The following is a 15808-nucleotide window of genomic DNA, read 5'->3' as shown; positions in this document are numbered from 1 at the left end:
TAACAACTCTAATTTAGCGCTATATCTTGACTAGCTACCACTACGTCATAAATGTCGACTACTATAATGGGATATACAGTATACTTAACGTTATAACACTCCAGATTAGTCCTAAAATAGCTCCTACGATACTACCTACTAAGACTCCATTTTTAGTATTTGAGTTATTATTTATAGTTACATAAAATGTGATAGTTACTATCAATACTAATACAAATAGTCTTTTTATAAATTTCATAACTTATCACTCCATATTTATCAACTTGGCAAAAGCCCTGAGATAACCATAAATTTTGACATATTAAAAACTAAACTTCAGCTTACTTCAAATTGATATTTTTTATTTCGCATATAAGTTTTTCTGATATATGGGGTATGATTAAATCCTTTCTATAAAAAAGATTTTAAGAAGTAGATATTATTAAATGATAGTTTTTAATTATTAGATTGTTGTAAATTATTCAATACTAAATCTTGGATATAGTAGATAGCTTGCATATTTTGTTTAGCCTGACCCTGTTCGCCGATACTGACTTCTAAGTATACTCTACCATTTCTTTGAGTTGCCTCAAATATAACAGGCTCTTTATATTTATCACAATAGGTCCATACTGTAGATTTTTGATCACTATAATCATCTCCTTTTATTTCAAATTGATCAGGATGTTGTTTTATAGCCTCTTTAATTGCTTGATAAACCTGTTTAACTGTAGTGCCCTGTTGCATTTCTATTCCATGCCTGCCCCTATCAGTTTCAAATCTATCATCTTGTACTACCATATCACCACCAAGAAATGGTATACAACTTGAAATAAACAAAGATACTAAAATCAATACAATCAGTTTCTTTTTCATCTGTAAATTCCCATAATAAAATAAAAGCCCAAGATTACAGCTATCAAGGATACAATCACACTCACTAGTATATAACTGATAGCCAATAATGCTTCGCCACGCTGTAACAAATTGAGGATATCTAAACTAAAGCTAGAAAAAGTAGTAAATCCTCCAAGAAAACCAGTAACAAAAAGAGATCGAACGTATGTCGAAATATCTTCATTAAAGAGCTTAGTTTGTATCAAAAAGGCTGCCATCATACCTATGATCAATGAACCGATAATATTACATAATAGTATTCCTATAGGAATTTGCTTAGAAATACTTGCCGTCGCCTGAGTCAATGCAAATCTTGACATGGCACCAAGCCCGCCACCAATACCAACTAATATTAATAAAAGTCCCATTTATTTCTCCAATATTTTATATGCTCCTAGCTCGATCATTTCTTGAGCTAGTAATTTACCGAGCCTCATAGGATCATCTCCTGTAAGTTTTCTTTTTAAGATGTTTTTACCATCACTACTTGCAACCATTGCTGTAAGAGTTATCTGATTATCATGTAACTCTGCATATGCACCAATTGCAACATGACAGCCACCTTTTAGCTCTTGATTGAATGCTCTTTCAGCAGTCGCAACACAAAAGCTATCACTGCAGTTTAGCTTTTGTAACTTTTGTAAAATTTCACTACTTTTATCCAAAGCTTCTATAACTACTATACCCTGACCCACAGCTGGTAAAGATATTTCTACAGGAATGAACTGTGTTATCCTCTCATTAAGCTCTAAACGAATAAGACCCGCACTTGCTAGGATAATCGCATCATAGTCGCCATTGTCAAGCTTTGATAATCTTGTTTGAACATTTCCTCTTAAATCTCTAATCTCAAGATCATCCCTATAATGCAAAAGTTGAGCTTTACGACGTAAACTTGATGTACCAACTATTGCACCTCTTGGCAAATCATCTATGCTACTATATTTATTTGACACAAAGGCATCTCTAGGGTCTTCCCTAGGCATAAAGCTTGCTAAACAAAAACCTTGAGGCAGTTGATAAGGTACATCTTTAAGAGAGTGTACAGCAATATCGGCTTTGTTATTAAGCATCGCTATTTCTAGCTCTTTCATGAACAATGCCTTACCACCAATTTTATTAAGAGGCTTATCAAGAATAATATCTCCTTGTGTTTTCATAGTACTTATCTGACAAGGAATGTTTAGCTCTTGTTGAATTCGGTCTTTGACGTAATTTGTCTGCCACAATGCTAGTTTGCTTTCGCGACTAGCTATAACGATTTGTTTCATATTTTAAATGTCTTTGCGATAAAGTTTGATATATCTTTTATTTCTTCCATACATACAGAGTGTTGCATACCCACATAGTGTTTATACTCATTAGCAAAACCACTAGATTTTAGCTTTTCTGATAAATCATGACCAAGAACTTCAGGCAATACTTGATCATCGGTACCATGGCAAACTAGTATAGGTAATCCTTTATTTATAGGTGTAATTTTATCTTTAAAATCATCCCATGCTGGCAAGTATGTAGATAAAGCCATAATGCCACCAAGCCTCCTTTGAGATGTAATAGCCGCATAAGTTGCGATTACACCGCCTTGAGAAAAGCCTGCTAAGATAATATTTTCACTATCAATACCTTGATTAATTTGACTATCTATTAACTTGTTAACTTTTGCTATTGAACTATTTATACCTTCAACATCAACCACCCTATTTAGACTATTTGCATCAAGTGACTTGATATCATACCAAGCACGCATCTGCATCCCCATGTTTATAGTTACAGGCATAACATCAGCATGAGGAAAAACAAATTTAATTTCATCTAATGAAACATCAAAATAATTGATAATATCAACAAAATCATGTCCATCTGCACCCAGACCATGTAACCAAATAACGCAAAATTTAGACTGCTTTGGTGACTCAATAAGTTCGTAATTCATAAAAATTCTAATTCTTCTAATATTAGTTAGAATGATACATTAATTTGAAAAATTTATTAATATCTAAAAAGTTAAACCATCCTCAAAGCATTGCACGTTAAGTAATTCAAGCTGTGAAAGAATAATATCAACACCAATTGTGGATAAGTTTGTTTATATCTATATGAAATTTTTGTTAAAAGTATTGATTTACCAATTTAGTAGAGATTAGAAAGAAGCCCAAAACCATTGCTATACAATGGTTTAACGATCAAGAAAATACTTACTTATTTATTTGCTGCTATTTTTTATACCTTGTGGATAAAACTGTTAATTTATTGTTAGAACTCGGTTAATTCTCTTCAATAACCTTAAAGAAAGCCTCTTGTGTAACAAGGTTTACAGAGGTGTTTTGTAATTTTATTTGATCATTTAAGTCGTACTTACCACTAACAGCAAGTTTTTTAGTCATCGCTAAATCTGCGATAGAAACCATTAAACGACCTTTATCTAATTTTTCAATGACTGCAGCTTGGAACTCTAAATTAGGATTCTGCATTAGATAGACTAATTTCCAATGAGAATTAGAAAAACGCTCCGTTTGTCTATTTGACTTAATAGGAATATCTACTTGAGCAATTATATTATCAACATCCGCAATACCAATCATCTGCTTATTTTCTAAGAAATTACGTAATTGATAATGAACAAGTAAATCTAAATATCTTCTTAGAGGGCTTGTCACTTGTACATAAGAGTCTAAACCCATACCTGCGTGAACATCAGGTTCTGTAGAGTATTTACCCCTTTGGAGCTTTTTACGTGTTGCAAACATATCGGCTATCGAGTCAATACTCTCTAAATCATCTTGCTCAAGATCATGCTCTGGCTGTGTCGAAAAAGGTACACAAATATTATTTTCTTTACAAAACTGTCCAATCGCAACTCCAGCCATCAGCATAGTATCACGTACCAATGTTCTTGAGTTTAAACGTGGTAAGTCAGTTAGCTTGACATTCTTATCATTATCTAATGATATTTTTATCTCAGGAAAATCAAGTTCTACCGCTCCCTTTGCCAAACGCTTATCAGTGAAATATTTAGCATAAACCTCTATGTCTCCAAGTTCTAGAGCAGAGATATTTTCTTCAACGAACTCATAAGAATATCTAGTAACTTTTATATTACTAAAACATATCTCAATATCATGAATATCACCTGACTCATCAAGTCTAAATCCTACTGACAAAGCTGGAGATACTTCTTGTAGGCCTAAACCTAACTTTTGTGTTGCTTGAGGTGGCAACATCGTAATTATATGCTCTGGCACATATAAGTTAGAACCTCGCGCTCTAGCCTCAAGATCTACTTCATCGCCAAAACTAATACTAGAAGATGGATCAGCTATATGAACCCACATTTTATTTTGTTGAGCATCCCAACTTATCGCATCATCAGGGTCATTACTACCCTCATCATCTATAGCATAAGCAGTTAGATGCGTTAGATCGACACGCTGACTATCTGACCCAGAATTATATTTAAATTCCGCAGGATTACTTTCTAACTCGGCACCATATCGATATAAATGAGGATTAAAGAATTCATCCCAATAACCAATATCCAAGAGTAGCTTATACGCACTATTCTCAGACTCTTCCATATTTAAGTATTTAAAGAAACGACATTTAGTACTTTTAAGTGTTGCTAAAGCCTCTATCTCTTTAAGGAACTTTGTGTCTTCAACATTAAAAGTCTTATTATTAAGACGCTCTATGAAATCATTTAGTTCTTGTTCTTTTCTGAGCTTCTCTTGTTTATCGCTAACTATTTCATTTTTTTGCTCTTGTGAATGAATATTGATAGTAAAGTCATCATTAAAGCTAAAATACTCTCCCTCTGAAACCAAAAGCCATACAGTATAAGCTTGATTAGCTCCTACGGATTCAAAAAGAAGCTCACTTAACTCATCAATTGATGTTTGTTGTTGCTCTTGTAATAACTCCCATGTTAACTCCAACTCAGGAATTTCTAATTTCTCAAGTTTATCCAAATCAAAATCATTTTCTATAACTCTGAGTATTTGGACATTTTTTGCAGGTAATTTTATATTCTTACTATCTAAAGTTTCTATTTCTATTTTTTTATCTAATATCTCTACAACCTTTGCAGGTTTTGATTTAAAAATTACTAAGGCATTTTTGATGCTCTGATTTTCAAGTAACATAAAAAAAGTTCGGATGTTATAATGATGAGATTATAACATTCAATAGTTTATATTTTTATGCTAAATGTCGATATTATACGCAGTAGATTTATCAGAATTATAGGAAATATAGTCAAGCTAGTATCCAAGCTTTTTCATAAGATATTCCCAAAAAAAAGATTCACTCTTCCAAACTATAGCAAACCACTTATAAAAACAAACAATCAATCAAATGTCCCTAGAATTATTTGGCAAACAAACTTTACTAATAAAGTAACTCTGCCATTATATGTAAATTATTTGTTTAATCGTTTTATGGCTCCACGCTATGAGTATAGATTCATGGATAATGATGCTGTAGATAAATATATTGCCGAAAATCATCCAGAAGCTCTAAGCGCGTATAAAAAGCTAACCGTAGGAGCAGCTAAAGCAGATTTATGGAGACTATTGGCTATATACAAAAATGGTGGTCTATATATAGATATGGATGGCTGTCTTGTAGCTAGACCTGAGAACTTCTTAAAAGATAAAAATGAAATGTTTATAAAAGCTAAACATAGAAAAGAAACAGATGAGTCTAAAAAGTACTACGCAACTAACTACTTTTTTGCTGCTGCTCCTAATAATTCAAAAATTAAAGAATACATTGATATTATACTTAAGAATATCAAAGCCAACAGATCTGATTTAGGAGTTTGGTATTTAACAGGCCCTGGTGTGATGGAAGCAATCATGAATAATGAAAACACTACTTTTAGACATAGTAGAGAGACTTGTATACAAGGAGCTTTCACTAGTGATTATTTTCAATATATTGATAGACCAAATGCTCACTGGACAAAAACAGCTAACAAAGATATTCTAGAATCTTAACTTACTAAAATTTATCTTAGATAACTAGCAAAAATCAATAATGCTAATTTTGAGAAAAATTGAATTAACTTAGAGATTACTTATCTTCTTTCTTAACAGCTATACCAAGCTCATTTAATTGCTCAAGAGAAACATTAGATGGCGCTTCTGTCATCAAACAGCTAGCTGTCTGAGTTTTAGGAAATGCTATCACATCACGGATATTTGTAGTATTTGTAAGTAACATGATTAATCTATCCACACCAAATGCAATACCACCATGAATTGGCGTACCATAAGATAACGCATCTAGCATAAATCCAAACTTCTCACGGGCTTCTTCATCAGAAATACCTAATAAGTTAAATACTTTAGCCTGCATATCTTGTCTATGAATACGAATAGAACCACCACCAACTTCATAACCATTGATAACCATATCATAAGCTCTTGAAAGTAGATTTTCTGGGTCTTTAGTAAGCTCTTCAACAGTCTCAACCTTAGGAGCTGTAAATGGATGATGAACAGCATATAAACGATTATCATCTTTCTCAAACATAGGAAAATCAACAACCCATAATGGTGCCCAATCCTTAGTGAATATTTCAAAATCTTCACCAATTTTAGCTCTCAATGCTCCCATAGAATCATTAACAATCTTAGCTTTAGCTGCACCAAAGAATAATACATCACCGACTTGAGCACCTGTTTTTTCAATCACCTTGAATAGTGTCTCTTCAGAGATATTTTTCACAATCGGAGACTGTAACCCTTCTTTACCCTCAGATAGTGAGTTAATCTTGATATATGCTAAGCCTCTTGCACCATAGATACCAACAAACTTAGTATATTCATCAATTTTCTTACGGCTAAGCTTATCATTACCACCTGGTACACGCATAGCTACCACACGAGCTTCTGGATCATTTGCCGGTCCTGAAAATACTTTAAACTCTTCGTTTTTCATATCTTCTTTGATATTTACAAACTCAAGTGGGATTCTAAGATCTGGCTTATCTGAACCATACTTATCCATAGCTTCTGCATAAGTCATTACTTGGAACGGAGTATCGAATTTCACGCCGATAGTTGCATCAAAAAGACCAGCAATCATTTTTTCCATAGTAGACATAATGAACGCTTCATCTATAAATGAAGCCTCGATATCTATCTGTGTAAATTCTGGCTGTCTATCAGCTCTCAAATCTTCATCACGAAAACATTTAACAACCTGATAATATCTATCAAAACCTGAAACCATCAAAAGCTGTTTGAATAGCTGAGGCGATTGAGGAAGGGCATAGAACTTCCCATTAAAATTACGACTTGGTACAAGATAGTCTCTAGCACCCTCTGGAGTTGCTTTTGTCAAAAATGGCGTTTCGATATCTAAGAAGCCATTATTATCTAAGAAATTACGCACATATCTAATAGCTTTAGAACGTGTAATTAATTTGTTTTGCATTTCCGGACGACGTAAATCAATATAACGATACTTAAGCTTGACATCTTCACCAGTTGATTGGAAATCATCTAACTGAAACGGGATAGTTTTAGACTTATTTACAATCTCTAAATCTTCACCAATAATTTCTACTTTACCGCTAGCAAGATTTTTGTTCTCTTGACCTTCAGGGCGTAGATTCACAGTACCTGTAGCTTTGATTACATACTCACCTCTTAAGCTATCTGCTACTTTAAAAGCCTTACTCTCTGGATTAAAAACTAACTGAACTAAACCAGTTCTATCTCTAATATCTAAGAAAATAACACCACCATGATCACGGCGTCTATGCACCCAACCACAAATTGTTACTTTTTGATTTTGTAACTTCTCATTAACATCTGAACTATAATGTGTTCTCATTTAAATCAACCCTTCAAAAGTTTTTAAAAAATAAATAGACAAAATTTAATCACGATATTATAGCAAGAAATAATAGAGAAGACTAAGTTGATACAAATAAAAATTTAGATAATTATGAAAATTTAATACGCTTACAATACTAAATTAAATTTGGTCAAGGCATTTACAAACTAAAGTTTATAGTAATATACTTTGTATTAACTATCTTTTTAAACTCAAACAACTAAAAAATGGTAAATGTAGAAAATATCAAACTTGATTACTTAAGCCCAGATGACTATCAAGAACTCAAAGAAGCTATGATAGAAGTCTACAATATTAGAAACCCTTACTGGGAAGATCACCAAATAGATACTCTAATAAAGAAATTCCCGGAAGGACAAGTCGTTATAAAAGTTAATGATCAGTTAGCTGGATGTGCATTATCAATTATTGTTGACTACAAAAAATTTGGTCATAAACATACTTATAAAGAAATCACTGGAAATGATACGTTCAATACCCACGATGATGAAGGTGATGTACTATATGGTATAGATCTATTTGTTAAGCCTGAATTTAGAAGTATGCGTCTAGGTCGTAGACTTTATGATTACAGAAAAGATTTATGCGAAAGATTAAACTTAAAAAGCATTATTATCGGTGGCAGAATACCTGGATATCATGAATATGCTGATAAAATGACTCCTCAAGAGTATATCAACAAACTTAAAAGACAAGAGCTACACGATCCTGTTTTACGCTTTCAGATGAGTAATGACTTTCAGCCAATTAGAGTTGTCAAATCATATTTAGAAGGTGATACCGAATCTAATGACTTTGCAGTATTACTAAAATGGACAAATATTTATTATGAAGAAGAAGCAAAAGAAGCTGCTCCTATCAAAAAAGATGTACGTCTTGGATTAATTCAATGGCAAATGCGCCCATATAAAGGCTTAGATGAGCTAATGCAACATGCGGAGTACTTCGTAAATGCTGTGTCAAACTATAGATCTGATTTTGCATTATTCCCAGAGTTTTTCAATGCTCCATTAATGGCTGAGAATAATCATTTATCAGAACCTGAAGCAATTAGAGAACTTGCAAAACATACTCAAACAATTACTGATAAATTCTCAGAATTCGCTATAACTTATAACATCAATATCATTACAGGAAGTATGCCTGAAATGAAAGATGGAAAGCTATATAATGTTGGCTATCTATGCCGTAGAGATGGTACTGTAGAGAAGTATGAAAAACTTCATGTAACTCCTGATGAAGCTATGGTTTGGGGACTTCAAGGTGGTGACAAGCTTGAAGTATTTGATACTGATTGCGGTAAAATTGGTATATTGATTTGCTATGATTCAGAGTTCCCTGAATTAAGTAGAATACTTGCTGAAGATGGCATGGATATTCTTTTTGTACCATTTTTGACAGATACTCAAAACGGCTTCTCAAGAGTTAGAAACTGCGCTCAAGCTAGAGCTATAGAAAACGAGTGCTATGTTGCTATAGCAGGTAGTGTGGGTAACTTACCGAATGTACACAACATGGATATCCAGTATGCTCAATCTATGGTATTCACACCTTGTGACTTTGCCTTCCCTCCTACAGGTATAAAAGCTGAAGCCACCCCAAATACTGAGATGATACTAATAGTAGATGTTGATATTAATCTACTTCGTGAATTAAATCAGTTTGGTAGTGTCAAAAATCTAAGAGATAGACGTAAAGATTTATATACTCTTAGACGAAGAAACTGATAGGATATTTACTAGAAACTAGACTCTATGACCATATTCTCGCATATGCTTAGCAGTTCGATGATTTGTGCCATTTTTTTATCTTAATTATATTTCATAATCACTAAAATTTTCTGCATAAGCCTTAGTTTTAATCTTCTTATCTAATCTATAAAAAGCAATGCATGAGTAGACACCAATTAAAGAGACTATAGCCATATACACAAAATATAGCTGATACCCTAATACACCGGGATAGGTTTCTAATAAGTATCCATTTAGTATAGGTAATAATATATCTGGTGAAAAAGATAACATTGCTGCCACACCTATAGCTAAACCTAATATCTCTTTTGGAAAATCGCACATCTCTATAGTAGACCAATAAGTTCCTCTTGCTGCATAAGTTACTATTCCAAACAACATTATAATAGCAATAATTATCGAGGTATTGTTAAAAAACATAGGTATAGCTATAGCTGAAATACTCAATAAAAACAAAGAAATCATGATTAATAGCAGAGTTTTTAATATACAAAACTTATCAGCAAAAATTCCAGCACACATTGCACCAAAAGGCTTTGTCCAAAGTTTCAAAGCAATAATGCCTCCAACCATATAGGTCGTTAATCCAAATCCTGATTCATTTAAATAACCTGAGAAACTAAATGTTGACCAAAATACTTGATATGCACAAAAAATTATAAGTACAACATATTTAAATCTTCTATTTCTAAATATAATCTTTAAATTCTCTAATAAATTACCTTTAACTATTCTCTCAATTTTCTTTATATCTGGACTTTGCTTGAAGCAGAACCAAAAAATTATACCGACAAAAATACAAATAGCAGAATACATTAATATGACATTTATTAAAGCTTGAGGATCTTTATCGGAAGTTTTCTTCGCGGTTATAAAATAAATATATACTGCAGCTGTTGCTAATATAGCTTCAACAAGACCTCTACCTCCCTCAAAGGCTCCAAAAAACTTACCTTGAGCATTTTTACCAGCAATGATATTTATCAGTTTCAAAGAGGCTGCAGAAAAGGATAAGCCTGTAGTTATACCCCATCCTAAATATACAAAGCATAAAGAGTAAAAAGATGGAACAGTTGAAAAATAAAAACCAATACAGCCTGTACCAATTAGAGAGAATGTAATTAGCTTTTTCATCGAAATCTTATCTGCTAACCAACCACCAGGAACATATCCCAAGAAAAATGATAAGCCCAATATTGAATACAAATTACCCAATTGAAAAATACTTATATTAAAGGTTGCAAGCATTTGATCCTGAAAGTTTTGCCTAAGATAAACTATTGGATATATAACTCCTCCTGCTAATATTAATAACAGAAGTTCTAATGTTTTTTGTCTGCCCATTTTAATACCCTCGAAATAGAGACTATAAAAAGAGATATAGATTTAAGCCTTATCTCCATACGCTTGTATATGCTTAGCTATTCGCTGATGTGTTCCATACATGCTATGGTTTTGCATTTTTTCTCTATACTTACTTGCTGGTACTGTTAATCCCACAGCTTCGGCAACCTCTCTAATCAAAGCAGGACTTGCCCCACAACAGACTCCTAAATAATTAACCCCAAAATCATAAGCCTCTTTAGCAAACTCTCTAATCTCGTAACGATTACAAAACAGCGGATCTAATGCTGTAGGGAATGGTCTACCATGTGGTGATGGGCAACTACAACCATTATTATCTGGTAGATTAAAAAATGTTGGATGATCATCTGTTGTCCTATATGGAACAGGTAACGCTGCAACATGGCATTTAACGGCTTTACGAATATCTTTGAGATATGGAAGCATTGTCTGAGGACCTCTAAAACAATTTAAGCCTACGACATCTGCTCCTAATTGCTCTAGCTCTTTACACGTATCAACAATTGACCAGCCATCTAACATTACGTTTTGACCCATTGGAGCTATTGTTAAAACTGCTGGTAAGCCAGATTTTTTGATTACTTCAACAGCCTTAAATGCTTCTTCAGCATAGGAAAATGTTTCTCCTATTATCATATCAGCACCTTCTTCAACCGCCCAAGTCACCATCTCATCAAACATTCTCTCAACTTCTAGCTGAGCCTTTCTATCCCTTTGCTTCCAAATATTTGAGTTGCAAATATTACCCGCCATCAAATTTGGCTGAACTCCCTTAGGAGCAGAATCAGCAACTTTTTTAGCGATTCTAAGAGCTTGTCTATTCAAATCCTCTATAATATGCTCCTGCCCTGCTACTTTAAGCTTTTCTCTATGCGCATAATAGGTTAAAGCCTCTACTACATCAGAACCTGCATGCTGAAACTCTCTATGTAATCCTTCTACAATCTCCGGATGATCTAAAACTACTGTTGGCACAAATTCACCTGATGCCAAGAATCCGCGTCTTTCTAATTCAAAAATAAAACCTTCTGCACAGATAACTGGACCTTTATTTAAACGTTCTATCAAACCTTCTTTTTCTTTAATACTCATTTTTATACTCCTCTTAGTCTTTAAACCACATATAAAAAATGATAAATATGTAGCATTTATTTAAAAATTAAGGCTTTTTTGGAAAGGTTTTAGAAAAACTATTTCAAAAAAACCATCTGCAAAAGCGGATGGTCTATAAATGAATATCAAAGACAACAAACTACGCTTTAGCAGAATTTATAAAGCGCTCGCAAGTTGATACATTAAATCAGCGCTATAAGACCAAGTTACACGATTCTAAAAATAAGAACAACCTTTTACAGTAAAAAAATAATAGGAAATAAGTAACAAACGATAAACATACTTATATAAAACTTTGTAAACTATATTTAGCTTCCAAAAACTCATAAATACCATCATCAGACCCTTCTCTACCAAGACCTGATTGCTTAACCCCACCGAATGGCGCTTTTTCATTTGAGATAACTCCTGAATTTATACCTACCATTCCATAAGCTAAAGCATTTCTTACTCTTCTAATCTGATTCATATCACTACTGAAGAAATAGCTTGCTAAACCATACTTAGTGTTATTGGCTCTTTGGATAACTTCATCTTCAGATTCAAAACTAAAAATAGCTATAACTGGTCCAAAAGTCTCTTCGCAACTGATAACCATACTATCTTGCATATTATCTAAGATAGTAGGCTCATAAAAGTTGCTGCCCAGCTCTGGATTTACCCTACCACCACAAACTAGCTTTGCTCCATTAGTCAGCGCATTATCAACATGAGACTGTACTTTATCGACAGCTGCGGCATTAATCAAAGGTCCTACTTTAACACCTTCATCTAAACCATTACCTTGCTTAAGATCAAGGATAGCTGACTTCAATCTGGCAATAAAATCTTCTTTTATAGACTGATGAACAAAAACACGATTTGGAGCTACACATACTTGACCAGCATTTCTTATTTTCGATGCTAGCAAACCTTCGATAGCCTTTTCGATATTAGCGCTTTTGAAGACTATAAATGGTGCATTACCTCCCAGCTCTAGAGAAACTTTCTTAACAGTATCAGCTGCTTGCTGCATTAAGAGTTTGCCAACTCTTGTTGATCCTGTGAAAGTGATTTTTCTAACTAAATTACTCTTCTGAAATTCATGACCTATGACCTTTGAATCACCACATACTATCTGCAGAAGATTCTCATCAGCTCCAGCCTCGATAAAAAGTTCGCGCGCAGCAAAAGCTGTCAAAGGCGTTAACTCAGAAGGTTTAACAATGACACTACATCCAGCAGCTATTGCAGGGGCTGCCTTACGAGTAATCATCGCAAGAGGAAAATTCCAAGGTGTAATTGCAGCAACCACACCAACAGGATAATAATCCACCCTTCCCTCAGAATTACTAATATTTGGATCAAAAACACGTGAATCTATTCTTTTTGCCTTTTCTGCATACCATTTGATAAAGCTAGCTCCATATCGAACTTCTATTTTTGCTTCAGCGAGAGGCTTACCGCTCTCTAGTGTGATAATCTCTGCTAAATCATCAGAATTTTCTATTATCAAATCAAACCATTTTTCTAATAACTTCGATTTTTCACTTGAAGGAGTATTTTTAAAAAAATTTTGCGCATGTTTAGCTACTAGAATACTATCCTCAACATACTCTGAGGATTTCTCTTCTAAACGACAAATTGACTTATTTGTAGCAGGATTAACTACATCAAAACTTTTTGCACCAGAAAAAGAGTATTTATCTATTACTCTTTTTAAAAGTCTATTAGACATATTTGCCTCCTAGTTTTATATTGCTTGAATAGCTGTTATCGCAATTGTATAAGTTATATCATCTACAGTTGCACCTCTAGATAAATCATTAACAGGTTTATTTATACCTTGCAATACAGGACCAATACTTAATACATTTGCACTTCGTTGAACTGCTTTATAGACAGTGTTACCTGTGTTCAAATCAGGGAATATTAGTACAGTAGCTTTACCTGCAACTGGACTATTTGGAGCTTTTTTCTTCGCTACACTCTCGATCATAGCAGCATCATACTGAAGTGGTCCATCTACCAATAAATCAGGTGCACTTTGTTTAAGCAGCTCTGTTGCTTTACGCACCTTTTCAACTTGAACCCCAGAACCTGATGAACCTGTACTATAACTAATCATCGCAACACGAGGCTCAATGCCAAACTTCTTAGCTGATTCAGCACTTTGTATCGCAATATCAACTAACTGCTCTGCTGTAGGATCTTGATTAACAGCGCAATCTCCGAATACTATCACCTCATCAGGCATACACATAAAAAACACTGATGATACTAGTGATGAATTTGGCTTAGTTTTGACTAATTGTAATGCTGGTCTAAGAACATCTGCCGTAGTATGCTCAGCACCAGACACTAATCCATCAACTTCACCCAAATAAAGCATAAGTGTTGCTACAACTATTGGATCTTTTAGAGCATCTCTAGCCATACTTTCAGACAAACCTTTATGCTTTCTAAGCTCCATCAATGTTTTTAGGTATTTTGCCTCAGCTTCATCGACAACAGTTACAACTTCGATACTCTCAGGTAAGCTAAAACCATTCATCTCAGCCACTTTAAAGATTTTCTCTCTATCACCGATAAGTACACACTCAGCTAAGCCTTGTTCATGACAGTTTTTAGCTGCCTGTAAAGTTCTTGGCTCATAACTCTCTGGTAAAATAATTCTCTTTTTGGCTTTTCGAGCCATCTTCAAAAGATGATATCTAAATGCTGGAGGCGACATAACTTGATGCTCAGAGATATCCGACGTAATAGATCTAACTATTGTGTCTCTGTCTAATGATGAAGATATTACTTCTTTGACTTTTTGAATACGCTCTTTATCATCAATTGGTATTCCCATTAGATCAATACTTGCAAGTTTTAAAATTGTATTTACACTTTTATTTTTTGTTGTCAGAATTGCCAATCCTGCTTTCTTAGCAGTTTCTACACATAGCTCTCTAACCTTATTATCTAGATATTCTTCAGCTGTTAAAATAATACCTGCTATTTTCATACCATTTTTTGCAGCTAAACAGGTAGTCACTAAGATATCAGATCGATCAGCAGCAGTTATAATCAAAGAATTTGGAGTCAAATCACTTATAAAATTATCAACCCCTCTTGAACACATCATTACTCTATCAACACGAGCATCTAAACCAACTTCCGATATATGATTTAGCTTAAGAATATTTTTGATATCTAATATCCTTGGTGAGGTTCTTTCCTTATCCCACTCTACAACACCTAAAAGTACCAATCCCTTATGTTTAAATACTGATAACTCTTTAAGCTCATCTATACCCACATGTTGCTGCTTATCATAAGTAATATCCTCTTCAGTCAAACTAAAACTAACTCTCCCATCATCGTCATAAGGCGCATTTAACTTTGTAATTACAGCACCCATAATATTAATCTGCTTTGGTAAGCTACGCATAGCGTAATCAAGTTCATCATTAATATCATTTATAGGTTTATTACCATGGTATGAGACTATTATTACTTCCGAGCCAAGAGCTTTTATAATCTCTATATTCAATTCATCAACAATCGCATTTAATGGATATAACCTATGGTAGTTATTACCTTGTCTAAACAATCCAGATATTACAGCAAAATCGGAATCTAGACATTTTTCATAAAATTTACTTAGAACTATCTCAACATAGTCTTTTACACGATTATTAAGCAAATATGATTCTATTTGCTCGATACTCATATCCATATCGTAAATAGGATGAAATGAGTCAACTTTCAACCCTTTTTGCTGTAACGCATATACCACACTACTTGCCAAAATTCTAAGACCAGTATGTTTTGATGTCGGAAGGATAAGTATTGATTTTTTCATAGCAAGC

The 15808-nt window shown here is 33.7% G+C and carries 13 protein-coding genes; 2 read left to right on the top strand and 11 right to left on the bottom strand.

All coding sequences use genetic code 11. The annotated features are described in order from the left end of the window. Nucleotides 1–61: 61 nt before the first annotated feature. From IMS64_RS00355 to IMS64_RS00330, 6 genes are all read right to left on the bottom strand, one after another. Nucleotides 62–238, bottom strand: a complete 177-nt coding sequence (locus IMS64_RS00355) for a hypothetical protein (protein ID WP_155269614.1) — start codon at nucleotides 236–238, stop codon at nucleotides 62–64. Nucleotides 239–435: 197 nt separating this feature from the next. Next, entirely contained in the window at nucleotides 436–855 is a 420-nt protein-coding gene (locus IMS64_RS00350) for a hypothetical protein (RefSeq protein WP_211490583.1), read from the bottom strand. Further along, nucleotides 852–1244 carry a fluoride efflux transporter CrcB gene (gene crcB, locus IMS64_RS00345; protein ID WP_012280128.1) on the bottom strand — a complete coding sequence of 131 codons (393 nt, stop codon included), beginning with the start codon at nucleotides 1242–1244 and terminating at the stop codon, nucleotides 852–854. The genes IMS64_RS00350 and crcB overlap by 4 nt, the downstream gene beginning before the upstream one ends. Beyond that, nucleotides 1245–2147: a hydroxymethylbilane synthase gene (hemC, locus tag IMS64_RS00340; RefSeq protein ID WP_200162619.1), complete on the bottom strand. Its 903-nt coding sequence runs from the start codon at nucleotides 2145–2147 to the stop codon at nucleotides 1245–1247. Continuing rightward, on the bottom strand, nucleotides 2144–2812 hold the full coding sequence (locus tag IMS64_RS00335) for a dienelactone hydrolase family protein (protein ID WP_211490582.1): 669 nt from the start codon (nucleotides 2810–2812) through the stop codon (nucleotides 2144–2146). Before IMS64_RS00335 ends, hemC begins: the two co-directional genes overlap by 4 nt. Before the next feature lie 331 nt (nucleotides 2813–3143). Further along, nucleotides 3144–5018, bottom strand: coding sequence for a ribonuclease catalytic domain-containing protein (locus IMS64_RS00330; RefSeq protein WP_211490581.1), 1875 nt, complete (start codon nucleotides 5016–5018; stop codon nucleotides 3144–3146). A 57-nt stretch (nucleotides 5019–5075) separates the two neighbouring features. On the opposite strand from IMS64_RS00330, the gene IMS64_RS00325 reads away from it, so the two are divergent. Further along, a complete protein-coding gene (locus IMS64_RS00325; RefSeq protein ID WP_211490580.1) occupies nucleotides 5076–5873 on the top strand; it encodes a glycosyltransferase family 32 protein in 798 nt (265 codons plus the stop codon). Between the two features lie 76 nt (nucleotides 5874–5949). Here IMS64_RS00325 and aspS read toward each other — a convergent pair whose 3' ends face one another. Next, nucleotides 5950–7719, bottom strand: coding sequence for an aspartate--tRNA ligase (gene aspS / locus IMS64_RS00320; RefSeq protein ID WP_004286724.1), 1770 nt, complete (start codon nucleotides 7717–7719; stop codon nucleotides 5950–5952). Between the two features lie 230 nt (nucleotides 7720–7949). Between aspS and IMS64_RS00315 the strand changes: the two genes are divergently transcribed. Beyond that, complete coding sequence (locus IMS64_RS00315) at nucleotides 7950–9470, top strand: carbon-nitrogen hydrolase family protein (protein WP_088820677.1); 1521 nt, start codon at nucleotides 7950–7952, stop codon at nucleotides 9468–9470. Between the two features lie 87 nt (nucleotides 9471–9557). Here the strand turns inward: IMS64_RS00315 and IMS64_RS00310 are convergent, their stop codons facing one another. The 4 genes from IMS64_RS00310 to pta all read right to left on the bottom strand — a co-directional run bounded on the left by IMS64_RS00310 (nucleotide 9558) and on the right by pta (nucleotide 15801). Beyond that, the gene (locus IMS64_RS00310) at nucleotides 9558–10838 is read right to left on the bottom strand and encodes an MFS transporter (protein ID WP_211490579.1); all 1281 of its coding nucleotides are present in this window, start codon (nucleotides 10836–10838) and stop codon (nucleotides 9558–9560) included. A 42-nt stretch (nucleotides 10839–10880) separates the two neighbouring features. After that, nucleotides 10881–11951, bottom strand: a complete 1071-nt coding sequence (locus IMS64_RS00305) for a homocysteine S-methyltransferase family protein (RefSeq protein WP_211490578.1) — start codon at nucleotides 11949–11951, stop codon at nucleotides 10881–10883. A gap of 304 nt (nucleotides 11952–12255) precedes the next feature. Then, on the bottom strand, nucleotides 12256–13689 hold the full coding sequence (locus tag IMS64_RS00300; protein WP_211490577.1) for an NAD-dependent succinate-semialdehyde dehydrogenase: 1434 nt from the start codon (nucleotides 13687–13689) through the stop codon (nucleotides 12256–12258). A 15-nt stretch (nucleotides 13690–13704) separates the two neighbouring features. Next, nucleotides 13705–15801 (bottom strand): phosphate acetyltransferase, encoded by a 2097-nt coding sequence (gene pta / locus IMS64_RS00295; RefSeq protein ID WP_004286729.1) that lies wholly within the window; start codon nucleotides 15799–15801, stop codon nucleotides 13705–13707. Nucleotides 15802–15808: the final 7 nt, after the last annotated feature.

Source organism: Francisella philomiragia, from assembly GCF_018135955.1.
GTDB classification, from domain to species: domain Bacteria; phylum Pseudomonadota; class Gammaproteobacteria; order Francisellales; family Francisellaceae; genus Francisella; species Francisella philomiragia.
This window is presented reverse-complemented; position numbering and strand designations above follow the sequence as displayed.